General features: G+C 66.5%; 22 protein-coding genes. 11 read left to right on the plus strand and 11 right to left on the minus strand.

What is annotated here, in order from left to right:
* Window positions 1-3: 3 nt before the first annotated feature.
* Both LQV39_RS14490 and LQV39_RS14495 read right to left on the minus strand, forming a co-directional pair.
* On the minus strand, window positions 4-660 hold the full coding sequence (locus LQV39_RS14490; protein ID WP_230026837.1) for a beta/gamma crystallin-related protein: 657 nt from the start codon (window positions 658-660) through the stop codon (window positions 4-6).
* A gap of 100 nt (window positions 661-760) precedes the next feature.
* A complete protein-coding gene (locus LQV39_RS14495) occupies window positions 761-1,117 on the minus strand; it encodes a MerR family transcriptional regulator (RefSeq protein WP_230026838.1) in 357 nt (118 codons plus the stop codon).
* A gap of 77 nt (window positions 1,118-1,194) precedes the next feature.
* Between LQV39_RS14495 and LQV39_RS14500 the strand changes: the two genes are divergently transcribed.
* Entirely contained in the window at window positions 1,195-1,662 is a 468-nt protein-coding gene (locus tag LQV39_RS14500; protein ID WP_230026839.1) for a hypothetical protein, read from the plus strand.
* Here LQV39_RS14500 and LQV39_RS14505 read toward each other — a convergent pair.
* Window positions 1,590-2,480, minus strand: a complete 891-nt coding sequence (locus LQV39_RS14505; RefSeq protein ID WP_230026840.1) for a LysR family transcriptional regulator ArgP — start codon at window positions 2,478-2,480, stop codon at window positions 1,590-1,592. The two genes, LQV39_RS14500 and LQV39_RS14505, sit on opposite strands and share 73 nt — an antisense overlap.
* Window positions 2,481-2,577: 97 nt before the next feature.
* Between LQV39_RS14505 and LQV39_RS14510 the strand changes: the two genes are divergently transcribed.
* Complete coding sequence (locus LQV39_RS14510; protein ID WP_230026841.1) at window positions 2,578-3,198, plus strand: LysE/ArgO family amino acid transporter; 621 nt, start codon at window positions 2,578-2,580, stop codon at window positions 3,196-3,198.
* 9 nt (window positions 3,199-3,207) lie between these two features.
* Here LQV39_RS14510 and LQV39_RS14515 read toward each other — a convergent pair whose 3' ends face one another.
* Together LQV39_RS14515 and LQV39_RS14520 are read right to left on the minus strand one after the other, a co-directional pair.
* Window positions 3,208-4,197, minus strand: a complete 990-nt coding sequence (locus LQV39_RS14515; RefSeq protein WP_230026842.1) for an XdhC family protein — start codon at window positions 4,195-4,197, stop codon at window positions 3,208-3,210.
* Window positions 4,198-4,272: 75 nt separating this feature from the next.
* Window positions 4,273-4,698, minus strand: coding sequence for a hypothetical protein (locus LQV39_RS14520; protein WP_230026843.1), 426 nt, complete (start codon window positions 4,696-4,698; stop codon window positions 4,273-4,275).
* Between the two features lie 107 nt (window positions 4,699-4,805).
* Between LQV39_RS14520 and LQV39_RS14525 the strand changes: the two genes are divergently transcribed.
* Window positions 4,806-6,254 (plus strand): FAD-dependent oxidoreductase, encoded by a 1,449-nt coding sequence (locus LQV39_RS14525; RefSeq protein WP_230026844.1) that lies wholly within the window; start codon window positions 4,806-4,808, stop codon window positions 6,252-6,254.
* A gap of 65 nt (window positions 6,255-6,319) precedes the next feature.
* Complete coding sequence (locus LQV39_RS14530) at window positions 6,320-7,096, plus strand: glutaminyl-peptide cyclotransferase (RefSeq protein WP_230026845.1); 777 nt, start codon at window positions 6,320-6,322, stop codon at window positions 7,094-7,096.
* Between the two features lie 48 nt (window positions 7,097-7,144).
* On the opposite strand, the gene LQV39_RS14535 is transcribed toward LQV39_RS14530, so the two are convergent.
* The 4 genes from LQV39_RS14535 to LQV39_RS14550 all read right to left on the minus strand — a co-directional run bounded on the left by LQV39_RS14535 (window position 7,145) and on the right by LQV39_RS14550 (window position 11,962).
* Complete coding sequence (locus tag LQV39_RS14535) at window positions 7,145-8,161, minus strand: NAD(P)-dependent alcohol dehydrogenase (RefSeq protein WP_230026846.1); 1,017 nt, start codon at window positions 8,159-8,161, stop codon at window positions 7,145-7,147.
* 250 nt (window positions 8,162-8,411) lie between these two features.
* Window positions 8,412-10,157, minus strand: a complete 1,746-nt coding sequence (locus LQV39_RS14540; RefSeq protein ID WP_230026847.1) for a DUF885 domain-containing protein — start codon at window positions 10,155-10,157, stop codon at window positions 8,412-8,414.
* Between the two features lie 30 nt (window positions 10,158-10,187).
* On the minus strand, window positions 10,188-10,655 hold the full coding sequence (locus LQV39_RS14545) for a DUF2269 domain-containing protein (protein ID WP_230026848.1): 468 nt from the start codon (window positions 10,653-10,655) through the stop codon (window positions 10,188-10,190).
* On the minus strand, window positions 10,655-11,962 hold the full coding sequence (locus LQV39_RS14550) for an SDR family oxidoreductase (protein WP_230026849.1): 1,308 nt from the start codon (window positions 11,960-11,962) through the stop codon (window positions 10,655-10,657). The genes LQV39_RS14545 and LQV39_RS14550 overlap by 1 nt, the downstream gene beginning before the upstream one ends.
* Window positions 11,963-11,990: 28 nt before the next feature.
* On the opposite strand from LQV39_RS14550, the gene LQV39_RS14555 reads away from it, so the two are divergent.
* Window positions 11,991-12,458, plus strand: a complete 468-nt coding sequence (locus LQV39_RS14555; RefSeq protein ID WP_230026850.1) for a hypothetical protein — start codon at window positions 11,991-11,993, stop codon at window positions 12,456-12,458.
* A 105-nt stretch (window positions 12,459-12,563) separates the two neighbouring features.
* On the opposite strand, the gene LQV39_RS14560 is transcribed toward LQV39_RS14555, so the two are convergent.
* Both LQV39_RS14560 and LQV39_RS14565 read right to left on the minus strand, forming a co-directional pair.
* Window positions 12,564-15,062, minus strand: a complete 2,499-nt coding sequence (locus LQV39_RS14560; RefSeq protein ID WP_230026851.1) for a TonB-dependent siderophore receptor — start codon at window positions 15,060-15,062, stop codon at window positions 12,564-12,566.
* 230 nt (window positions 15,063-15,292) lie between these two features.
* Window positions 15,293-16,225 (minus strand): DUF808 domain-containing protein, encoded by a 933-nt coding sequence (locus LQV39_RS14565; RefSeq protein WP_230026852.1) that lies wholly within the window; start codon window positions 16,223-16,225, stop codon window positions 15,293-15,295.
* A gap of 195 nt (window positions 16,226-16,420) precedes the next feature.
* Between LQV39_RS14565 and LQV39_RS14570 the strand changes: the two genes are divergently transcribed.
* The 6 genes from LQV39_RS14570 (at window position 16,421) to lipB (ending at window position 21,215) form a co-directional block, all read left to right on the plus strand.
* Window positions 16,421-16,648: a BrnA antitoxin family protein gene (locus LQV39_RS14570; protein ID WP_230026853.1), complete on the plus strand. Its 228-nt coding sequence runs from the start codon at window positions 16,421-16,423 to the stop codon at window positions 16,646-16,648.
* Window positions 16,649-16,769: 121 nt separating this feature from the next.
* A complete protein-coding gene (locus tag LQV39_RS14575; RefSeq protein ID WP_230026854.1) occupies window positions 16,770-17,054 on the plus strand; it encodes an HU family DNA-binding protein in 285 nt (94 codons plus the stop codon).
* Window positions 17,055-17,159: 105 nt separating this feature from the next.
* Complete coding sequence (locus tag LQV39_RS14580; protein WP_230026855.1) at window positions 17,160-17,795, plus strand: LysE family transporter; 636 nt, start codon at window positions 17,160-17,162, stop codon at window positions 17,793-17,795.
* Window positions 17,796-17,912: 117 nt separating this feature from the next.
* On the plus strand, window positions 17,913-20,045 hold the full coding sequence (locus tag LQV39_RS14585) for a DUF6600 domain-containing protein (RefSeq protein ID WP_230026856.1): 2,133 nt from the start codon (window positions 17,913-17,915) through the stop codon (window positions 20,043-20,045).
* A 100-nt stretch (window positions 20,046-20,145) separates the two neighbouring features.
* Window positions 20,146-20,418, plus strand: a complete 273-nt coding sequence (locus LQV39_RS14590) for a DUF493 family protein (protein WP_290368589.1) — start codon at window positions 20,146-20,148, stop codon at window positions 20,416-20,418.
* A gap of 59 nt (window positions 20,419-20,477) precedes the next feature.
* Window positions 20,478-21,215, plus strand: coding sequence for a lipoyl(octanoyl) transferase LipB (lipB, locus tag LQV39_RS14595; RefSeq protein ID WP_374199432.1), 738 nt, complete (start codon window positions 20,478-20,480; stop codon window positions 21,213-21,215).
* Window positions 21,216-21,222: the final 7 nt, after the last annotated feature.

Genomic DNA, 21,222 nt, shown 5'->3' on the forward strand with positions numbered 1-21,222 from the left:
GTTTTAACGCACCCGGCGCATCGACGAAATGCGGTTGTTCATCCCCTCCAGGAAGGGATAACGGCCCGGGCCGAACACGACGCACTGGCCGCGGAAGTCGCCGTGCTCGCAGAATTCCCAGCGGCCTTCATGGATGACGATGGAGCCGGCGCGGTCGTTGAAGCCGACGTCGTTCAGTTCGCGGATGTCGCCGGACAGGCTGACGGCGGGGCCCTCGAAGCGCTGGCCGGAGAACAGCTGGACGGCATCGCCGCGGCCGCCACGGTCGTCGCGGCGGTCATCACGGCGGTCGTCGCGGTCGCCACGCCAGCCCGGGCCGCCACGGCGGTCATCGCGGTCATAGCCGCCGCGGCCGCGCGAGATCTCGCGTACCGAGGACACGCGGTCGTTGAAGCGCGGCAGCTCGCGGTATTCGCCGGGGCCGAACTCGGCGCAGTAGCCGCCGAAATCCTTGTTCTCGCACACCTGCCAGACGCCCGAGCGCACCACAAGGCTGGAGGCGCGATCGTTGAAACCCATGTCGGCCAGGTTGTAGGCATCCCGGTCGACCGTCAGGCGCGGGCCGCGGAAGTTACTGTCGGTGAACAGCGTGATCTCGCCGGCGGCGGCGGCTTGGGCAAGGGTGGCCAGCACGGTGGCGGCGGCTAACAGGCGTTTCATGTGATCTCTCCTCGAATTGTTCTAAGCGCGCCCATCACCGGCGCATATGACTCTAACGCGGCAGGAGAGTAGCACGCGGACATGTCCTTGTAACAAATTCCTACTGCCGTAGCGGGCAGGCGCCCGGCGCCTCGAGTTCGCGCGCCAGTTCGGCCCGCAGCGTTCCCAGGGCGGCGATGCGGGCGTCGATGTCGGCCAGTTTGCGGCGCAAGGCTTCGCGCAGCTCGGCGGCGGAGGCGTCCGGCGATTCCAGCAGCGGCATGCCAGCCTCGATCTCGGCCAGCGTGAAGCCGAGCTGCTGGGCGCTGCGCAGGTAGCACAGCCATTGCACCGCTTCCGGCGGATAGTCGCGGTAGCCGTTGTCGCGGCGGCGGGGCAGCAGCAGGCCGCGCTTTTCATAGAAGCGCAGGGTGTCCCGGCTCAGGCCGGTGGCGGATGCCAGTTCTCCGATTTTCATATGGATTCGTAAAGAACGCTTGACCCTGGAGTGTACTCCAGCCTTGAGGATAGGGATTCCACATCGACGGAGCCATCATGAAGCTGCCCACTTACCTGAAGATCGTGCGCGCCAGCGCCTGGTACGACCTGCTGCTCACCGCGCCGTTCGCCACGCCCTGGACCTTCGCCCTCATGCACGCCCAGCTGTCCGCCATCAACCAGGCGCTGGGCGGCGGCGCCCTGCCGGCCTTTTCTCCGTTTCACATCTTCTTCGCCTGCCTGATGGGCAGCGTGGTGCTGACCTGGAGCGTGCTGCGCCTGCGCCGGACCGAGGCGGTACTCGGGCGCTACGACGGTGTCACCCGCTTCCTGTTCGCGTCCTGGATGGGCTGGACCCTGGCCATGACCGGCGCACCCCTGCTGTGGCTGTTCGTGCTGCCGGAATTCGCCTGGGGCGTGGTGCAATGGCTGCCGGTCGCCGCGCCCGCCGCTCAAGATGGCAGCAGCACCGCCCGCGCGCCTTTCACGAGTGCCGCGCCCATGCGTTCCAGCCTCGGCGGCTGAATCCGCCATGCATGCCAGTGCAGCGACACGTCCATGTGCAGCTGCGGGGTCAGGTCGACCAGCTGGCCGGCCTGCAGCATCGCCGCGCACTGCTCCAGCGGCAGCATGCCGTAGCCGAGACCGAGCCGGATCGCCTGGGCGAAGGGATCGCTGGCCGGCACGTAGTGAAAGGGATACGAACCCTCGGGCAGCCCGAAGTGCTGGAGCAGGAAGGCTGCCTGCAGCGAATCCTTGCGGTCGAACACCACCACCGGCGCCTTCCGCGCCGCCTCGCGCGTAATACCGCCGGGGAACCAGCGCTGCGCGAAATCCTTCGACGCCACCAGCCGGTAGCGCATGATGCCCAGCGGCGTGACGGTGCAGCCGCGCATCGGTTCCGGCTCGCCGGAGATGCAGGCCAGGGCGCGCCCCTGTTCGAGCAGCGTAAAAGTGTGCCACTGGTCGTCCAGCACGAATTCGACCAGCAGCCCTTCTGCCGCCAGCACCGGCGCCAGCACCGGCAGCAGCCAGGTCGCGAGGGTGTCGTTGTTGACGGCCAGCGGCACACGTACGGGCACGGTGGCGTCCTCGGTCTCGGCCAGGAACTCGGCTTCCAGCAGTTCGCGCCGGCGTAAAAACTGCAGCAGGCGCATGCCGGGCGCGGTCGGGCGGCAGGGACGGGTGCGGATCAGCAGCGGCGTGCCGAGGTCCTGTTCGAGCGCGGAAATGCGCTGGGACACGGCCGAGGGCGTGAGCTTCAGGCGGCTGGCGGCCGCTTCCAGGCTGCCGCTGTCGACGGCGGCGAGGAAGGCCTCGCTGCGGCGCGGATCGATCTTCATGGGTTAGCGAAATTTACGATAGCTTAGATTTCGTTAATGTAATTGAAGATTCATGGGCGGACATGGATCCTGTCGCTCTTACGCACAGGAGAGCACGATGTTTTCGCAGCAGGTATTTCTACAGGGGCTGGGCATGGGCGCCAGCCTGATCATGCCGATCGGCGCCCAGAACGCGCACGTGATCCGCACCGGGGTCAGCGGCCGGCACGTGGGGCTGACGGTGGCGGCCTGCATCGTCGTCGACGTGACCCTGATCGCGCTCGGCATGGCGGGACTCGGCAAGCTGGTCGAGTCCTCGAGCTGGCTGCTGGCGGCGGCGCGCTACGGCGGCGCCCTGTTCCTGCTGTGGTATGGACTGCGCTGCTGGAAAGGCGCGCTGGGTGGCGGCGCTGCGGGACCGGTGGCCGCCGGGCAGCAGCCGCCTACCGCGCGCCGCGCATTCGTCACGGTGATGGCGATGTCGCTGCTGAATCCCCACGTCTACCTCGATACCGTGGTGCTGCTGGGCGCGGTCGGCGGCAGCCTGGCGGCCGGGCACCGCGGCGCCTTCGCTGCGGGTGCGATGACGGCCTCGCTGCTGTGGTTTTCCCTGCTCGGCCTGGGCGCGCGCCGTTGCGCCTTCGTGCTGGGCCGGCCGATGGTATGGCGCGCCATCGAAGGTTTTACGGGGACGACGATGCTGGTGCTGGCGGTGCTGCTGCTGAAGGATGCCGGATAGAGCGGGAACTCAGGCGGCCAGCGCCTTGCCGCCCTCCACCGACATCTGCACCGGCAGCGCGACCCCGTTTTTCACGGCGGTCAGCTCGGCCAGGATGGACACGGCGATTTCGTAAGGCGTCTTGCTGCCGATGTAGATGCCGATCGGCCCGTGCAGCTTCGCGATCTGCGCTTCGGTCAGGTCGAATTCGCGCAGGCGTTCGCGCCGGCGCGCATTGTTGACGCGCGAGCCGATCGCGCCGATGTAGAAGGCGTCGGTCTTGAGCGCTTCCATCAGGGCCAGGTCGTCGAGCTTGGGATCGTGGGTCAGCGCGATCACGGCGCTGCGGCTGTCGAGCTTCATCTCGAGCACGACGTCGTCCGGCATTGCGTGCACCACGTCCACGCCCGGCAAGGTCCAGCTGCCGCGGTATTCCTCGCGCGGGTCGCACACCGTCACCTGGTATTCCAGCCCCACCGCGATCTGCGCCAGGAATTGCGACAGCTGGCCGGCGCCGATGATCAGCATGCGCAGGCGCGGGCCGTGCACGGTGACGAGGCTGCCGTCCGCCATGCGCAGCTGGTCCTCGGGCGCCGCCGTGGACAGCGCGACCGCGCCGGTCTCCAGCTGCAGCGTGCGGCGGGTCAGCACGCGGCGCTGGGCCAGCGCCAGCAATTCATCCATGCGGCTGTGCGCGCCGAGCGGCTCAACCACCAATTGAATCGTGCCGCCGCAGGGCAGGCCGAAGCGGTGCGCCTCGTCGGCCGAGATGCCGTAGGTGACGACTTCGGGACGGGTGCGGGTGATGCCCTTCTCGCGCACCGCGGCGATCAGGTCGTCCTCGATGCAGCCGCCGGAGACGGAACCGACCACCAGGCCGTCGGCGCGGATCGCCATGGTCGCGCCTTCCGGCCGCGGGCTCGAGCCCCAGGTGCGCACCACGGTCACGTACTCGCACTGGAACCCGTCCTGGATCCATTGCGCGCAGGCGTGCAGCACTTCGAGGTCGATACTGTCCATTCCGGTTCCTTATTCAGCAGCAGATTGCAGACCGCATGCTAACGCAAATCCGCAAGCCGCTCCGGACGGCTGCTCTCAGGCATCCGCGTAGGCCTGCTCGATGTCGTCTTTACGGCCGACTGCAGAAATATCGAGGATGACGGTGGCCTTGAAGTTGTGGCTGGGGTGGGCGGCGCGGTGCTTGGCGAACCAGAAGACCTCTTCGCGCTCCTCGTCCTCGTGCCAGGTGGCGATCACCGCGTGCTCTTCGGGGACGTCTTCGTAGTCGAAGGCCTCCAGCGCCGCATCCTCGACCATGTCGTGCCAGGCCTCGCAGTCCTTGCCCCAGGCCAGCAGGTAGCGGCAGCCGGACGCCACCAGCCAGCGGCTGATCTCGGCCTGCCACAGTTCCGTGACCTCTTCCTCGGCCAGCACGATGGCGAGGAAGGGCGATAAATGGTCGAGGGCAGGCGGCTCGCCGCCGGGCGGCAGCTGCAGGTAAGTCAGGATCTTCTTTTGCATGATGGCGCAAGCTTAACATCGGCGGCGCCCCTATGTGCGCGCCCTAACCGATGCCCCAGCCCGCTTGGCCGAACATGGCCGTACGGCCAAACGGAAGGGACAAGCGCATGAACCAGGAACAGGTGGTGGTGATCGGGGGTGGCCTGGCGGGCCTGTCCTGCGCGGTGGCGCTGGCCGACCAGGGTTTGAAGGTGACCGTGCTGGAAGCGGCGCCGGGCCTGGGCGGCAGGGCGTCCAGCTGGGCGGAGGCAAACACCGGCGACGTGGTCGACATCGGCCCGCACATCTTCCACTCCGAATACCACAACATGACGGCCTTCCTGGAGCGCATGGGCACCAGCCGCCTGATCACCTGGCAGCCGCGCAAGGTGCTGACCATCGCCAGCAAGCCGGACGCCCTGCCGCTGAAGCACGCGCCGCTGCCGCCGCCCTTGAGCCTGATGCCCAGCATCCTCAAGGCGCCAGGCCTGCATCTCGAGGACTACCTGTCGATGGCGAAGGTCGCCATGCGCGGCATGGAATTCGGCGAGGAAGAAGTCGACAAGCTCGATGCGGAATCCGCCCTCGATTTCCTGCGCCGCAAGGGCGTGAGCGAAGACCTGATCGACTGGTGGTGGCGCTTTGCCGCCATGGTCGTGACCAATGTGCCGCTGGAGCGCTGTTCTGCGGCCTCGCTGCTGCGCATCCACGCCCAGCTGTCCGGCTACAGGGAACTGCACTTCGGCTTCGGCGCCGTGGGCCTGGGCGAGTTGTACACCGACCAGGCGACGAAAATCATCGAAGACGCCGGCGGCCGCGTGCTGACCGGGACGAAGGTGGCGTCGCTGCTGCTCGACCGCGGCGTCGACGGCGTCCTGCTGGAAGACGGCACGAAGATCTTCGCCGAGACCGTGGTCAGCGCCGTGCCGCCGCAGCAGCTGTTCGAGATGCTGCCGCCCAGCCTGGCCGCGCAGGCGCCGTTCGCGCTGTGCGACAGTTTCGAGCCCAGTCCCTACATCAGCTGCTACCTGTGGTTCGACCGCGAGCTGAAGACAGAGCGCTTCTTCTCCCATTTGTGGTCGCCGCGGCGCCTGAACTACGATTTCTACGACCTGTGCCAGATCCGCCATGGCTGGCAGGGCCGGCCGACGGTCATCGCCAGCAACATCATCTACAGCCACCGCGCGCAGGGTATGAGCGATGAGGATATCGTGCGCGAGACCATCGGCGAGATCTCCGAGTTCGCGCCGCTGGCGGCGCAGGCGAAGGTGGTGCACGCCGACATCCACCGCATCACCATGGCGATCCCCTGCCCCACGGTCGGTTTCGAGCGCAAGCGCCCGGCCGCGCGCACGTCGGTTCCCGGCCTGATGCTGGCCGGCGACTGGACCCGCACCCACGTGGCATGCACCATGGAAGGCGCAGTCAAATCCGGCTTCACGGCGGCCGAGCAGGTGCTGGCGGAGCGCGGCCAGGATGTGCAGCTGGCGATCCCCTCGCGTGAATACGACGGCATCGCCGGCATGGTGCGCAATGCTGCGGCGGGCAAGCGCGGCGTTTCTCCTGCCCCGGAATGAGGTCAACCGCGGAGCGGATGGCGCGTTGCTGGCATACTAATGCCGTCACCGCTACAGGAGCCATCTTGAAGAAATCCGTATCGATCGCGCTCGCCGCCGCCTTGCTGGCAGCCGCGAACTTCGCCCAGGCCGCCATTCCGGTCTACGGCTTCGTGGTCAAGAACACCTACCCGCACGATCCGCAGGCGTTTACGCAGGGCCTGTTCATCAAGGATGGCCAGCTGTACGAAACCACCGGCCAGAAAGGCCAGTCCACATTGCGCCGCGTCGAGCTCAAGACAGGCAAGGTGCTGCAGAAGAAAGACCTGGCGGACGAATACTTCGGCGAAGGCTCGGCCCCGGTCGGCGACACCATCGTCGGCCTGACCTGGCAGTCGAACGTCGGCTTCATCTACGATGCGAAGACCTTTGCGCTGAAGGGCCGCTTCAACTACAAGGGCGAAGGCTGGGGCCTGGCCAGCGATGCGAAGAACGTCTACATGAGCGACGGCAGCGCCGAGATCCGCATCCTCGACCCGAAGACCCTGGAAGAGCGGCGCCGCATCCGCGTGACGGCCGAGGGCAAGCCTATCGCCCAGCTGAACGAACTGGAAATCGTCGACGGCGAGCTGTATGCCAACGTCTGGGGCACCGACGTGATCGCGCGCATCGACCCGGCCAGCGGCAACGTGGTCGGCTGGATCGACCTCACCGGCCTGCTGCCGCCGGCGCAGCGCGGCACCAGCTCGGTCGACGCGGTCCTGAACGGCATCGCCTGGGATGGCAAGCACCGCAAGCTGTACGTGACCGGGAAGCTGTGGCCGAAGCTGTATGAGATCGAGCTGGTGCAGATCAGGCGTTAATGCACGCGTGGGCGCGTCATTGAGGCCCCCGGCCTCAATGACCCCACCCTACGTGACGGCAATCACTACCTTGCCGAAGTGCGAGCCCGACTCCATGTGGCGGTACGCTTCCTTCGCCTGGTCGAAAGTAAATACGCGGTCGACCACGGGCTGCAGGCCGCTGGTGTCGGCAAAGCGCATCAGCTTCTCCAGCATGGTCCGGCTGCCGACGAAAATGCCGACCATGCGCTTGGCGCCGGCCAGCAGGGTGGCGGGATTGACCTCGCCGCCGAAGCCGCTGACGCCGCCGATGATGGCGACGCTGCCGCCCATCGCGCTCGATGCCACCGAGCGGTTCACCGTGCCCTGCCCGCCCACTTCCAGCACCACGTGCGCGCCCACGCCGTGGGTCAGGCGCAGCACTTCCTCCTGCCATTCCGGGAAGCTGCGGTAGTTGATCGTCTGGTGCGCGCCCAGCTCCCGGGCGCGCTGCAGCTTCTCGTCGCTGGACGAGGTGATGACGGTCTTCAGGCCCGCGGCGATGGCCAGCTGCATGCCGAGCACCGAGACGCCGCCGGTACCCAGCAGCAGCACGGTATCGCCGGGACGGATGCCGTTGCTCGATTCGAAGATCGCGTTCCAGGCGGTCACGCCGGCGCAGGGCATGGTGGAGGCGTCGACGAAGCTCATCCCCGGCGGGATCTTCACCAGCGCATCTTCCGGCAGCACGACTTCCTCGGCCAGCATGCCGTCGATGTCGCCGCCCAGCGCGTGGCGGATCTTGTCCGGGCCCGTCGGCCCGTCCTGCCAGTAAGGGAAAAAGGAGGCGGCCACGCGGTCGCCCACCTGCACCCGGCTCACGCCCGCGCCCACCGCCAGTACTTCGCCGGCGCCGTCCGAGCAGGGAATGATCGGATCGTCGACGGTGACCAGGTAGTTGCCGCTTGCCACCATCAGGTCGCGGTAGTTCAGCGACACCGCGTGCACGCGCACGCGCACCTCGCCGATGCCCAGTTCACGCTCGGGGAAATCCACGCACCGCAGCCCGTCGATGCCATCGCCGGGGAGAATCTGGTAAGCCCGCATCGTTGCCCTCCGTTAAAAAAGCCCGCCCTGCAGCAGGAACGGGCTTGTGCCTTGGGGTGGCTTGGGTCAGACGCGGCGCACCGGATTACCGTGGTAGGTCTGTTTCATGAACTTCGCTTGCACTTTTTTCAGCAGAAAGCCGGCAATGGCCATCATGATCATCTTGCGCATGATTATCTCCGTCCTGTAGATAATGAAAGGGTTGGAGACAAGCTTACCGAAAAAACCCGGAGCCGCGGCGCGAGATAGGCTAGCGCTTCTGTGACGGGATGAAATCGCTGAGCACCGCCTCGCGCATCAGCTTCGGCGGCAGGATGCCCTGGGCGATGACGAAGTCGTTGAAAGCTTTCAAATGAAAGCGCTCGCCCAGCTCGATCTCGGCCAGGGTCTTCAGAGCGCGCAGTTTCACGTAGCCGTAGTAGTAGGCGGTGGCCTGGCCGGGGCTGCGGTAGGAATAGCGGTCCACTTCCGATTGCGCGAAGGGTTCGGATAGCACCACCTCTTTCATGAGGAAGCTTTTCGCCGCTTCCGGCGTCATGCGGCCCAGGTTGATCTGCGGGTCGAGCATGGCGCGCGCCATGCGCAGCAGGCGCGCATGCAGCGACACCAATTGTCCCTCCGGCGGCATGTAGGGCAGCACCAGCGCTTCCGAATACAGGCCCCAGCCTTCGACGTTGGTGCTGTTGAAGGCGAAGCGGGCGCGCGCCACCGACATGCCCTGCTCCACCATGGATGCGAACTGCAGCTCGTGGCCAGGACGCGCCTCGTGCGCGGCCAGGGTCCAGGACATCGCGGCGAAGTCGAAGTCGTTCATCTTTTCCTTCGACTTCGCGTTCGGGTTGGCCAGCGGGATCACGAATTCGCCGTACTCGCCGGTGTTGCCGATCATGCGCGGCGGGTTCATGAAGGGCGCCGGCGAGCGCGCCGCTTCGGCCGGGGTCGCGGTGCGGATGTTGGCTTCGCGCGCAGGCAGGGTCACCAGCTCGTGCTGGCGGATGATGGCTTCGATATCCTTCAGGCGATCGCGGTAAAAGGGCAGCAGCTGGTCGGACGGGATGGATGTCTTCTTCAGCTCGCGCATCACCTCGCGGTAGTCGCTCGACTTGAATCCGCGCTGGGCCGCAATGGTGTTGGCCACCACCTGCATCTGGTCGCGCACCTCCTGGAAATCGAAGCTGGCGCGTTCGATCATCTGCTCGGGCGCGATGTCGACGCCGACGTTCTTCAGGCGGTTCACGTAGATCGCTTCCGGCAGGCGCACTTCCTTGCGCGCGCGCGGCAGGATGCGGTTCCGGACGAAGGCGTCGTAGTCCTTGACCTGCTGGCGCAGGGCCGCCATGTCGGCTTCCCAGCCGCTCAGCTTGGCTTTCTTGAATAGGTCTTCGATGCCGTCCAGGTAGGTGGCGTTGTTGTTCAGGCCTTCCTGGACCTCTTCGATGTAGGGGCCGATCAGCGCCTGATTCGCCAGGCGCTCTTCGGTGCGCGCGCGCACCAGGCTGGCGATCGGCGCATAACCCGCTTCCTTGCCGGCGTAGCGCTTCAGGCGCACCAGGGCCAGCTTCTGGCGCTCCGGCTTGTTGCGCGGGTCGAGCAGGGCGCGCAGGCCGCCGTAGACCAGCTCACCGACATTGGTGTAGTCGAGCAGGTACTGGCGCTCCAGCTTCATGCTGGTGACCTGCTTTTCGCGCGAGTCGATCAGGATGTCGAGGTCCTGGCGCACCTTCGGATCCTTCTCGAGCGTGCGCTGGCGGCGCAGCGCCTGCAGGCGTTTTTCGGTGTCGGCCAGTTCGCGCTCGTAGTCGCGCGGCTTGAAGTCGGCGACCATGGTGTCGAAGCTCTCGTCGCCCAGCTGGGTCGAATCCTCGGGGTGGTACTTGCCGGTGTCCTTCAGGACGGGCTGGGTGTAGGCGTCGCTGCGCGCGACCCAGGCTGGCGGAGTGGCAAACGCGCTGCCGGATGCGAGAACGAGGGCGAGACCGAGCTTGAAGCGGGACATGGCAATCCTTGGAAAGGGAGACCCCGCATTCTAGACCGGCTTGCTGACCATGAACCAGAAAATGAAGACGAAGGCGATGAAAGCCGGGATGCCCAGCGCAACCCAGGTCCTGAAGTATTTCCAGTACAGCGGCGGCAGCGTTTCGGCGCCGCTGCGCGCTGCCTCCGCCGCGATGTCGCGCAGGCGGATCTGCAGCCACACGACCGGCAGCCAGCAGGCGCCGGCCAGCACGTAGAGCGTGAGCGACCACATGATCCATTTGCTATGCAGCGGATAGCCGGCCAGGTGCATCATGTAGAAGCCGGTCGCCGGCTGGGCGATCGCGGTGGTGGCCGTGAACAGCCAGTCGGCGATCACGACGTACTTGCTGACCACGGCGATCGCGCGCACATCGCGGCTGACGTTCGCGAACAGCATGTACCAGGCGGAGCCGATGCCGGTGCCGAACAAAAAGGTCGCGGACAGGATGTGCAGCCATTTCACGACGATGTAGTCCATTACGTCTCCTCATCTTCCAGTTGGTACAGAAGCCAGATGGAGGCCAGCATCGGCAGGTTCTTGGTGAGCGGCCCGTAGGGATGAACCAGGAATTCGGGCAGCTTCCACGCGATCGTCACCGTATAAAAACCGATCAGCCCCAGTTGCGCCAGCCATAGCCAGCGCCGGCGCTCGAGGAACAGGATGCCCAGGCCCATCAGCATGTCGAAGGCGGCGGCGCCGTACAGCATCAAGGGCTGCAGCTCGGCCGGAATGCCAGTGCGCGCCAGCATCTCGTAACTGCCGGCCACCGGATACACGAAGGCGGAGACGATGGCGGTGGCGATCCACACCAGCGCGATACTGAGGCGCAGGACAGGCAGCAGCCAGTCCAGCTTTGCACGCGCACGCTCGGCGCGCGGATCGGTGACGAAGGAGGCGATCGCCCGCGCCGGCCGTCCCAGCAGACGCAAGGCCGGACCGGGGTCGCCGGTGTTGCCGCGATCGAGCATGCGCAGTGCCTCCGGATCGAGCAGACCGCCCGGCAGCCAGCGGCCAAGACGCGCCAGGCCGCGCGCGACGGCGCCCGGCAGGCGCAGCACGCGCAGGCGCTTCATGCCCATCGCATGGCGCAGGGCCGCCAGGTAATCGGTGAAGGACAGCGCGTCCGGGCCCACCAGCGGAATGCGTTGCGCCGTGCCGGTCGATGCGGCGCCGTCCTGGTCGAGGTACAGGCGCCGCTGCAGCAGGGCGACGATGGCGGCGGCCACGTCGTCGATGTGGATGGGCTGCACCAGCTGGGGTGCGTCGCCGAAGCGCAGTGCGAACGGCATGGAGGCCAGCGCCTTGAACATGCGCGCGCTGCTACCGTCGCTGCCGTACACCAGCGAGGGCTGGACGATGGCAGCGCGCAGCGGCAGCGAAGCCAGGTAGTCGTCGGCCGCTTTCTTCGACAGGTGGTAAGCCGTGTCGGCCTGGTCGTCGGCGCCCAGCGCCGAGAGCTGCACGACCATGTGCACCTCGTGCGATTCGGCGCAGGCCGCGAACAGTGCGCGCGGGGTCTGCACGTGCAGCTTGTCGAAGGTCTGCCGGCCACTTTCGCGGAAGATGCCGACCGTGTTGATCACGGCCTCGATGCCGGACAGGCGCGCCAGCCAGACGGATTTGTCGGTATCGTTGGTGAAGTCGGCCTGGATGAAGGACAGGCGCGGGTCGGTGCTCTGCCTTGGGCGGCGCACCGCGCAGACGAGCTCATGGCCTTCCGCCAGCAGCGCCTGCAGCAGGTGCTGCCCGATAAATCCGCTTGCGCCCGTCAGCAAGATCCGCATGCACTTCCTTTCTGATCAAGAGGACGATATGGAACCATGGAAAACAGCAATGCAGCGCGGCCTGGTCGGCGGCGCCACGTCCAGCCTGTTGTCGACCGCGGCCCTGGCTGCGCTCGGCCAACGCGAAGCGGGCAGCCCCTATGCGCCGACCAATGCCGTCAGCCATTGGCTGTACGGTGACAAGGCGGCTTCCCATTATGAAGCCTCGGCGCGATATACCCTGCCCGGTTACCTGATTCACCATGGCAGCGCGATGTTCTGGTCGGTGCTGGTCGAGCGCGTATGCGGCGATCTGTTCGACCGCAGGAATAGCGCGCTCACGCTGGGCGTGGGGACGGCGGCGGCGGCAGTGGCCTGCTTCGTCGACTACCAGCTTACGCCGGACCGGCTGAAGCCGGGCTATGAAAAGCATTTGTCGCGGCCGGCGCTGGCGGTGGTGTATGGGGTGTTTGGGGTGGGGTTGGCGATTGGGGCGATGCTGAGTCGGCGCGCCTAAGCCGTCATTCCCGCGCAGGCGGGAATCCAAGTTGAGCTAGCGTACAGCAAACAAACTTGGGTTCCCGCCTGCGCGGGAACGACGGTTTTGCAGCTAACGATTAGTTCAGAAGCTGTAGTTCGCCCGAGCGTAGATATACCGCCCACCCGTACCAAACGGCGTGTAGTTGGCAAACGGCGTATTGCTGGTCGTGTTCAGCGACGGAGGCAAGGTCTCCGAATACTGGTCGAACACGTTATCCACACCCACGGCCAGGTTCACCTGCTTCGTCAGCGCATAGCGGCCTTCCAGGTCGACGATGGTCTTCGCGCCCAGGTTGAAGTCGAAGGCGGCCGTCGTGCCCGGCGACAGCACCTCGCCGTAGCGGGTTGCGCGCAGGGTCGCACCCCATTGCGCCAGCTTCCAGTTCGCGCTCGCCGTGATCTTGCTCTTCGGCTGGCCCTTCTCCAGCGTCAGCACGTTCAGGCGGTCGAACAGGATCGGCGCCGGGTTCAGCGCCGCCAGCTGCGCCGTGGTCGGCACCTTGGTGACTTCGGTCTTGTTGAAGTTGCCGGCCAGGGTGAAGTCGAAGCGGCCGTTCGAACCGAGGTTCAGCGGGTAGTTGGCGACGATGTCGACGCCCTTGGTCGTGGTGCCGACGCCGTTGATGAAGAAGCGGCCGCCGCCCACGCCGGTGAAGCCGCGCGAGACGATGTAGTCGCGCACCGCGGCCGAGGTCAGGTTCTCGGACAGGATGATGCGGTCGGTCACCTCGATGCGGTAGGCATCCACGGTCACGGTCAGCGGGTCGAAGCGCATCACAGCGCCCAGCGAGACGTTGGTCGACTTCTCGGCCTTCAGCGGCTGGGCGCCGAGCGCCACCGCCACCGGGTCGGTCGGCTTGAAGGTGGTGATCTCGAACGGCACGCCATTGATGAAGTTGGTCGAGGTCGAGGTGAAGTTCTGCTGTTGCAGCGAAGGCGCGCGGAAGCCGTTCTGCAGCGCGCCGCGCAGGGCGAAGGTTTTATTGAAATCGAAGCGCGCCGACAGCTTGCCGGAGAGGTTGCTGCCGAAGTCCGAGTAATGCTCGCCGCGCACGGCAGCCGACAGCAGCAGCTGGTCGGTGACGTTCGCTTCCAGGTCGACGAAGGCGCCGATCGCATTGCGGTGGGCGTCGGTCGCGTTGGCCGGACGGAAGCCCGGGAACACCTGGGCGCCCGGTGCGGCCGGGGTGCCGTTGGCCAGCACCACGCCGCCGTAGCGGTAGGAATCCGGTTCGCCGGCGTTCAGCTGGTAGCCTTCGCGGCGCGCCTCGATGCCGACCGCCACGTTCAGCGGCGAGGCCAGGCCGGCGGTATCGATCTTGCGCACGCCGGTCAGGTTCAGCACCGTCTGGTCGTAGCCGAAGCCGCCGGCGTCGAACACGGTCTTGCTGGATGGGCCAATCGAACGGTTCAGGGTGTTCTGGATTTCGTAATCCATCTCGTTCTTGCCGTAGACGATGGACGCGTCCATGTCCCAGGCGCCGAGGGTCCAGGTCACGCCGCCGGCGGCGCTGTAGTCGTTGACGGTCGGCGCGATGATCGGCAGGAAGCCGTCCGGATAGATCGACTGGATGTTGCGCGCATCCTGCGGGGTGCGGAAGTAGCCGGCCGAACGGGCGTCGCGGTTCTGGTAGCTTGCCCAGCCGTAGATCTTGACGTCGCCGCTCAGGTTATTGCCGGCGTTGACGAACAGGGTCGACTGCTTGACTTCCGGCTCGCCGTACCAGGCGTCGAAGCGGTTGATGGTCAGCTCGCGCGGGTCGAAGGCGGTGCCGACTTTCGCATACAGCTGGCGCATGTCGTAGCCGGCGCGCTCGGTGTGCTCCTGGTTCTTGTACTCGGCGGCCAGGGTGATGTAGCCGCTTTCGCCCCACGGTAAACCCTTCCAGGCGCTGACGGTGGTGGTCTGGCCGTCGGTGCGCTTGCGCGAGTTGGGCGCGGTCCAGGTGGCGCCGGCCGGGGCGGCGTCGTTCAGCAGATCGTATTCGGTCTTGTGCACGCCGTAGACGACGGTGCCCTCGCCGCCGCTGCGGTCGGTGCGCAGGCGGACGTTGACCACGCCGGAAATCGCATCCGAGCCGTACTGGGCGGCGGCGCCGTCACGCAGCACCTCGATGGTCTTCACCATGGCGGATGGGATGGTGTTCAGGTCGACCGAGGCCGAACCGCGGCCGATGCTGCCGTTCAGGTTGACCAGCGAGGACGCATGGCGGCGCTTCGAGTTGACCAGCACCAGCGACTGGTCCGGCGCCATGCCGCGCAGGGTGGCCGGGCGGATGGTGTCGGTACCATCGGTCAGCGAGGGACGCGGGAAGTTCAGGGAAGGCAGGGCCACCGACAGCGCCTGGTTCAGTTCCGTGGAGCCGCTGGTCTTGAGGGTGTCGGCGGAGATGATGTCGACCGGCGAGGCGGTGTCCAGGGCAGTGCGGTTGGCAACCCGGGTGCCGGTAACGACCACGGTGGCCGGGTTGCTGGCGCTGGCGGTATCTCCGGTTTCCTGGGCCTGCACGGGGGCGGCGGCGAACAGCGAGGCAATCGATAAGGCGAGTACGGTCTTTTCCGGTGCAAATCGTTGTTTCATCTCTTGTTCCTTCTTGTTGGGATGAAAACGATACTGTTCCGCGTGTTTATCCTTGTCAATTCGCCCAATTGCTTAGATGTAATTACGCAACACTCGGCGCACGTCAGGAAACTGTAAGTAACCAAGTACGTCGTTCCCGCGAAGGCGGGAACCCATGCTGAATTACTGAGCACGCGACGTATGGAGGGAATAGTGCCGGGGGCACTATTCCCGCTTTCGCGGGAATGACCTCAGTGCTTGCCGCGCAGGCGCTGGATAACAGTCACCACCAGCAGCACCACGGCGCCGACCACCACCCCGGCCACCGCATCGATCAAGGTTGGCGTCACCGCCGCCAGCAGGCCGCCGATCACCGGCGTCCCGGCCACGGCGTGGGCCGCGCCTTCCGCCAGGTGGTGCAGCGGTTCGAAGGCATGGCCGATGATGCCGCCGCCGACCATGAACATGGCGACGGTGCCGATCACCGACAGCGATTTCATCAGCATCGGCGCGCCTTTCAGCAGCATGTTGCCGATGGCGCGCGTGGCGCTGCCGCTCTTGCGGCTCAAATAAAGACCGAGGTCGTCGATCTTGACGATGCCGGCGACGATGCCGTAGACCCCGACCGTCATCGCGATCGACACCGCGATCAGGGCCGCCACCTGGGCGCCGAAGGAGGCGCCCTGCTCGTTGACCACGCCCAGCGCGATCACGATGATTTCCGCCGACAGGATGAAGTCGGTGCGGATCGCGCCCTTGATCTTGTCCTTTTCGACTTCGCACATGTCGGCATTCGACGCCAGCGCGGTCGCGAGTTCTTCCTCGTGGGAGGCATCCTCGGCGGCGCTGTGCAGGAATTTGTGGGCCAGCTTCTCGAAGCCCTCGAAGCAGAGGTAGGCGCCGCCCACCATCAGCAGCGGCGTGATCGCCTGCGGGATGAAAGCGGAGATCGCCAGCGCGGCCGGCACCAGGATCGCCTTGTTCTTCAGCGAGCCCACCCCGACCGCCCACACCACCGGCAGCTCGCGGTCGGCGTTCACGCCGGTCACCTGCTGGGCGTTCAGGGCCAGGTCGTCGCCCAGCACCCCGGCCGTCTTCTTGGCTGCCACCTTGCTCATCAGGGCAACGTCGTCGAGCACGCTCGCGATGTCGTCGATTAACGCCAGCAAACTGCCTGCAGCCATTGTTCCACCTCCAATATCAAGATGGCCACATCTTACCCGACGCTTCACGACTTCTTCACACGGTTCAGACGCGATTTTTGCATTTCATCCCCGGAAATCTGCATCTCGTCGCTTTCCGGCAGAACAGCCGCGGCACCCTACGTATAGTGACAACATTGGCTGCGGTACAGCAGCCTTGCCGACGAAGGAGATGCCATGACCACGAACCTCGCCAATTTCGCAGCCCTCGACCTGCCGATCGCGCCGCGCCGCCGCGCCCGTCCGCCGAAGCGCAAGACCCGCATCACGATCTACCTCGACGACGAGGTGCTGGACGCGTTCCGTTCGCGCGCCGAAAGTACCGGCACCGGCTACCAGACCCTGATCAACGCCGCCCTGCGCACCCGTCTGGCTGTGCAGGAGGCACCGCTCGCCCCCGCCTGAACCTGCCAAAAACGCAGGAAGCCCGCCAACACAGGGCGTACGGCCAAGGTACGCCTTGTTTGGACATTACACTGGGCAATTAATTATGCTAATCTTCCGGCTCTTTCAACCCGGAGGATTTATGAAAAAAGGCGAACTGATCGCGGAATTTGCGAAGCGTACCGAAATGTCGGGTGCCGCTGCCAACGAAGCAGTGAACACCATCATCGACATCATCACCGAGCGCCTGAAAAAGGGCGATACGGTCGGTATCACCGGCTTCGGCACTTTCTCGGTCACCAAGCGCGCTGCCCGCAAAGGCCGCAACCCGGCAACTGGCGAAGTCATCAAGATCGCAGCATCGAAGACCCCGCGCTTCGCTGCCGGCGCGACCCTGAAGGGCGCCGTCAACCCGAAGAAGAAGTAAGCCGTACCCTCGCGGCGGGCCGCAGCCCGGCATCATGCCGGTTGCTGCGCGCCATGCCCGTTTCGCCGTTGCCGTTTCATCCCCCTATTCCTTTCCCATCCCAGCATGCAGCTCTCCACCTGGATCGCTTTCGTTATCGCCGGCGTCCTGATCGCCATTTCTCCCGGTTCGGGCGCTGTGCTGTCGATGTCGCACGGCCTGGCCTACGGACTGAAAAAGGCCAGCGCCACCGTCCTGGGACTGCAGCTGGGCCTGATCCTGGTGCTGGTCATCGCCGGCGCCGGCGTCGGCTCGCTGGTGCTGGCGTCGGATTCCGTGTTCACCGCCGTCAAGATCGCCGGCGCGCTCTACCTGATCTGGCTGGGCATCGGCCAGTGGCGCTCGAAGGCGCACCCGACCGAGGTCTCGGCGGCCGGCCTGGCGGCCCACCCCTCCTTCGGCCAGCGCGTGCTGACCGGCTTCCTCACCAATGCGACCAACCCGAAAGGCATCATCTTCATGGTCGCGGTGCTGCCCCAGTTCATCTCGAAGGACGGCTCGATGCTGCTGCAGCTGGCGATCCTGGGCGTGACCATGGTGACCATCGACACCACCGTGATGCACGGCTACGCCTTCCTGGCCTCGTCCATGCAGCGCTTCTTCCGCGACGCGCATGCGGTCAAGATGCAGAACCGCTTTTTCGGCGCGGTGCTGATGGTGATGGGCTGCCTGCTCTTTTTGGTGAAGCGCGGCCACGGCTGAGTTTTGTATCGTCAATAACTGTTTCGCAACGATTTGTAACTCGGGTCCTCTCGTCCGTTTCCCGGCGCGTTGTATGCGGGTATAACCCTAATAAAACCATCCACGCTGGAGACCGCGATGTCCAATTCGATCCTGAAGACGGCCGTAGTGCTGGCCTTTACCACCTTCTCCGCACTGGCCGTGGCCGCGGATGAACCGCCGGGCCGCGTCGGCCGCATTGCCCTGACCCAGGGCGCGGTCAGCATCGGCGGCGATGTCGGCGCCGAGATGAACCCGGCCCAGGTCAACTGGCCGGTCACCTCCGGCAACCTGGTCACCACGGCGCCCGGCGCCCGCACCGAGCTGCGGGTCGGCTCGACCTCGATCCGCGTGGACGGCGATTCCTCGCTCGAAGTCATCGAACTGGACGACGACAGCATCCGCCTGCGCCTGCACTACGGTAGCGCCAGCGTACGCGTGCTGAATGCGGACGTGCTGCGCGGTTTCGAACTGGTCACCCCGCAGGCGCGCGTGCGCCTGCAGCAGCCGGGCCGGGTGCGCATCGACGCCGAGCGCGTGCGCGACACCAGCGCCATCAGCGTGTTCGACGGCGTGGCCCTGATCGAATCCGGCGGCTCCCAGCTGACGGTCCGCGCCGGCAAGCGCGCCGAAGTCACGGACGACGACATGCGCACCGCCAGCGCCGTGCAGGATGCCTTCGACAGCTGGTCCTTTTCGCGCGACCGCGCCGAGGACAACGCCGCGTCAAGCCGCTACGTGACTTCGGAGATGACCGGCTACGAAGACCTCGACCGCTACGGCCGCTGGCAGTCCGACAGCGAGTACGGCCCGTTGTGGACCCCGGCCGTGGCCGCCGACTGGGTGCCCTACCGCGACGGCAGCTGGACCTGGATCGATCCCTGGGGCTGGACCTGGGTCGACAACGCGCCCTGGGGCTATGCGCCCTTCCACTACGGACGCTGGGTCTACGTCAACCGCCACTGGGCCTGGGCGCCCGGCGGCCGCGCCGAACGACTCGTTTGGGCGCCGGCGCTGGTCGGCTGGGTCGGCGGCGTCGACTGGAACATCACCTTCCGCGACCGCAGCCGCCGTCCGGGCTTCGGCTGGTACCCGCTGACGCCGCACGACCGCTACGTGCCGTCCTACCACGTGTCCGAAGACCGCCTGCGCTGGCTGAACCACCACGTGCGGCCCGACCCGCGCCGTCCGCGCGATTACCGTCCGCACGGACTGACCGTGGTGCCGCAGGACCGCTTCGGCCCCGGCGGCCGGGTCAACGTGCCGAAGGCGCCGATCGCCACCGTGCCGCCGGCCATGTCGCATAACGGCAAGAACATGGACATCCCGACCGCCAGCGCGCCGCCGGCGCCGCCCGAGCGTCCGCACCGCGCCAACGTGGCCGACCGCAATGGCGACGGCCGCCCGGACCGTCCGCAGCTGCCGCGCATCGACCGCAACGGCGATGGCCGCCCGGACCGCTTCGACGGCAATCGTGCCGACCGTAATGGCGATGGGCGTCCGGACCGGATCGACGGCAACCGTGCGGACCGCAACGGCAACGGCGTGCCGGACCGGATCGAAACCGCCCGCGTCGAGCGCGATGGTTTTGTGCGTCCGCATCCGCAGCCGGGCGTCGTGCAGCAGGCGCCGGGCACGGTGCCGCCGGCGGTGCAGGTCCAGGCCCAGCCTGTGGTCAGCCCGACGCCGCACATCCCGCCGGCGGCCCAGCCGGTGGTGAGCCCGACCCCGCACGTCTCGGGCACGCCGCAGCCGCTGACCACCAACAGCCCGGTGATCCAGACGCCGACCAACCAGGGCGGCTGGCAGCGCCAGGAACGCGGCGGCTGGAACGAGGGCAACCGCGACCGGCGCGATGGCCGCGATGGCCGCGCCAACGACGTACCGCGCCGCGAACGTCGTGACGAGGGGGACCGCCAAGAGCACCGCCCGGCGCCGGCCCCGGTGTCGATGGCGCCGGCCGCACCGGTCCAGCAGGCGCCTGTGATGGTGGCGCCCCAGCCGGCGCCGCGTCCGATGCCCGAAGCGCGCTTCGAGCGTCCGCAGCGCGGCGACAGCGAGCGTGTCCGCGAAGCGCCGCAACGCATGGCGCCGCCGCCGCCCGCCCCGGCAGCGGCGCCCGCCCCGGCCCCGGTGGCGCGTCCTGCGCCGCCGCCGGTCCAGGCCAGCGCGCCGCCACGCGCGTCCAACCCGCGCGTCGAGGAACGCAAGCGCGACCACGACAGCAAATAAGCGCCTGGACCTGAAGCGTGGGCAGCCGGCGCCATCGGCGCTGCCCACGCGGTGATACGCGCGATCACAGGACTTTAGCTACAATGCGGGTTTTACAGGAGTGGCCATGGACCCGAAAGAATCCCTCATCGAATACCCCAGCGAGTTCCCGATCAAGGTGATGGGGCCGACGCACGATGATTTCGCTTCGACCATTCACGACGTGGTGCTCGCGCACGACCCGTCTTTCCATATGGGCAAGATGGAAGCGCGCCCCTCGGGCAAGGGCAACTATACCGGCCTGACCGTGGTCGTCGTCGCCACCAGCCGCGAGATGCTGGACAAGCTGTATACCGAGCTGTCCTCCCATCCGATGGTCAAAATCGTCCTCTAAGCAACAGTAATCGACAGTAATAGCGGCCCTGCGGGCGCAGGAAATGAGCCTGGCTTATAATGTCGAGGCATCCCATTCCTGTCCCCACAGTTTCCATGCAAGCGACCCGCCCTGCCGGCCCGCTCACCACCAGCCCGCTGATTCGTGAGCTCGGCCGCGCCGATTACGACACCGTCTTCGCCGCCATGCGTGCCTTCACGGACGCGCGCACGCCCGACACCCCCGACGAACTCTGGATCGTCGAGCATCCGCCGGTGTACACGCTCGGCCTCGGCGCCGACCCCGGCCACGTCCTGAATGCGCACGCCATCCCCGTGGTGCAGACCGACCGAGGCGGCGAAGTGACCTACCACGGCCCCGGCCAGGTCGTGATCTACCTGCTGATGGACCTGCGCCGCAACAAACCGGGCGGCAAACTGTATGCGCGCCAGTTCGTGAACAAGATCGAGCAGGCGGTCATCGATGTGCTGGCGGCGTATAATCTGGCGGGTGAACGCGTCGAAGGCGCGCCCGGCATCTACATTGCCGAAGGCCGTTGCCGCGGCGCCAAGATCGCCGCCCTCGGCCTGAAAGTGCGCGGCAACGGCTGCACCTACCACGGCGTATCGCTGAACGTGGCGATGGACCTGTCCCCCTTCACCTGGATCAACCCGTGCGGCTATTCCGGGCTGGCCACGGTGGACATGCGCAGCATGGGTGTGGAAGCGCCGCTGGCCGACGTCCAGCAGGCATTGGCGCAGGCCCTGGCCAGCCATCTGTCCGCAACGAACAAACCAACCGAGACCCTAGCGGGGTAAAGAGCAC

The sequence above is a fragment of the Massilia sp. Bi118 genome, from assembly GCF_918697865.1.
GTDB lineage: Bacteria > Pseudomonadota > Gammaproteobacteria > Burkholderiales > Burkholderiaceae_D > Telluria.

Excerpts from the sequence above, each read along its gene's own strand:
- LQV39_RS14490 (WP_230026837.1), bottom strand. The coding sequence starts at position 660 with ATGAAACGCCTGTTAGCCGCCGCCACCGTGCTGGCCACCCTTGCCCAA.
- LQV39_RS14495 (WP_230026838.1), bottom strand. The coding sequence starts at position 1,117 with ATGAAAATCGGAGAACTGGCATCCGCCACCGGCCTGAGCCGGGACACC.
- LQV39_RS14500 (WP_230026839.1), top strand. The coding sequence starts at position 1,195 with ATGAAGCTGCCCACTTACCTGAAGATCGTGCGCGCCAGCGCCTGGTAC.
- LQV39_RS14505 (WP_230026840.1), bottom strand. The coding sequence starts at position 2,480 with ATGAAGATCGATCCGCGCCGCAGCGAGGCCTTCCTCGCCGCCGTCGAC.
- LQV39_RS14510 (WP_230026841.1), top strand. The coding sequence starts at position 2,578 with ATGTTTTCGCAGCAGGTATTTCTACAGGGGCTGGGCATGGGCGCCAGC.
- LQV39_RS14515 (WP_230026842.1), bottom strand. The coding sequence starts at position 4,197 with ATGGACAGTATCGACCTCGAAGTGCTGCACGCCTGCGCGCAATGGATC.
- LQV39_RS14520 (WP_230026843.1), bottom strand. The coding sequence starts at position 4,698 with ATGCAAAAGAAGATCCTGACTTACCTGCAGCTGCCGCCCGGCGGCGAG.
- LQV39_RS14525 (WP_230026844.1), top strand. The coding sequence starts at position 4,806 with ATGAACCAGGAACAGGTGGTGGTGATCGGGGGTGGCCTGGCGGGCCTG.
- LQV39_RS14535 (WP_230026846.1), bottom strand. The coding sequence starts at position 8,161 with ATGCGGGCTTACCAGATTCTCCCCGGCGATGGCATCGACGGGCTGCGG.
- LQV39_RS14540 (WP_230026847.1), bottom strand. The coding sequence starts at position 10,157 with ATGTCCCGCTTCAAGCTCGGTCTCGCCCTCGTTCTCGCATCCGGCAGC.
- LQV39_RS14545 (WP_230026848.1), bottom strand. The coding sequence starts at position 10,655 with ATGGACTACATCGTCGTGAAATGGCTGCACATCCTGTCCGCGACCTTT.
- LQV39_RS14550 (WP_230026849.1), bottom strand. The coding sequence starts at position 11,962 with ATGCGGATCTTGCTGACGGGCGCAAGCGGATTTATCGGGCAGCACCTG.
- LQV39_RS14555 (WP_230026850.1), top strand. The coding sequence starts at position 11,991 with ATGGAACCATGGAAAACAGCAATGCAGCGCGGCCTGGTCGGCGGCGCC.
- LQV39_RS14560 (WP_230026851.1), bottom strand. The coding sequence starts at position 15,062 with ATGAAACAACGATTTGCACCGGAAAAGACCGTACTCGCCTTATCGATT.
- LQV39_RS14565 (WP_230026852.1), bottom strand. The coding sequence starts at position 16,225 with ATGGCTGCAGGCAGTTTGCTGGCGTTAATCGACGACATCGCGAGCGTG.
- LQV39_RS14570 (WP_230026853.1), top strand. The coding sequence starts at position 16,421 with ATGACCACGAACCTCGCCAATTTCGCAGCCCTCGACCTGCCGATCGCG.
- LQV39_RS14575 (WP_230026854.1), top strand. The coding sequence starts at position 16,770 with ATGAAAAAAGGCGAACTGATCGCGGAATTTGCGAAGCGTACCGAAATG.
- LQV39_RS14580 (WP_230026855.1), top strand. The coding sequence starts at position 17,160 with ATGCAGCTCTCCACCTGGATCGCTTTCGTTATCGCCGGCGTCCTGATC.
- LQV39_RS14585 (WP_230026856.1), top strand. The coding sequence starts at position 17,913 with ATGTCCAATTCGATCCTGAAGACGGCCGTAGTGCTGGCCTTTACCACC.
- lipB (WP_374199432.1), top strand. The coding sequence starts at position 20,478 with ATGTCGAGGCATCCCATTCCTGTCCCCACAGTTTCCATGCAAGCGACC.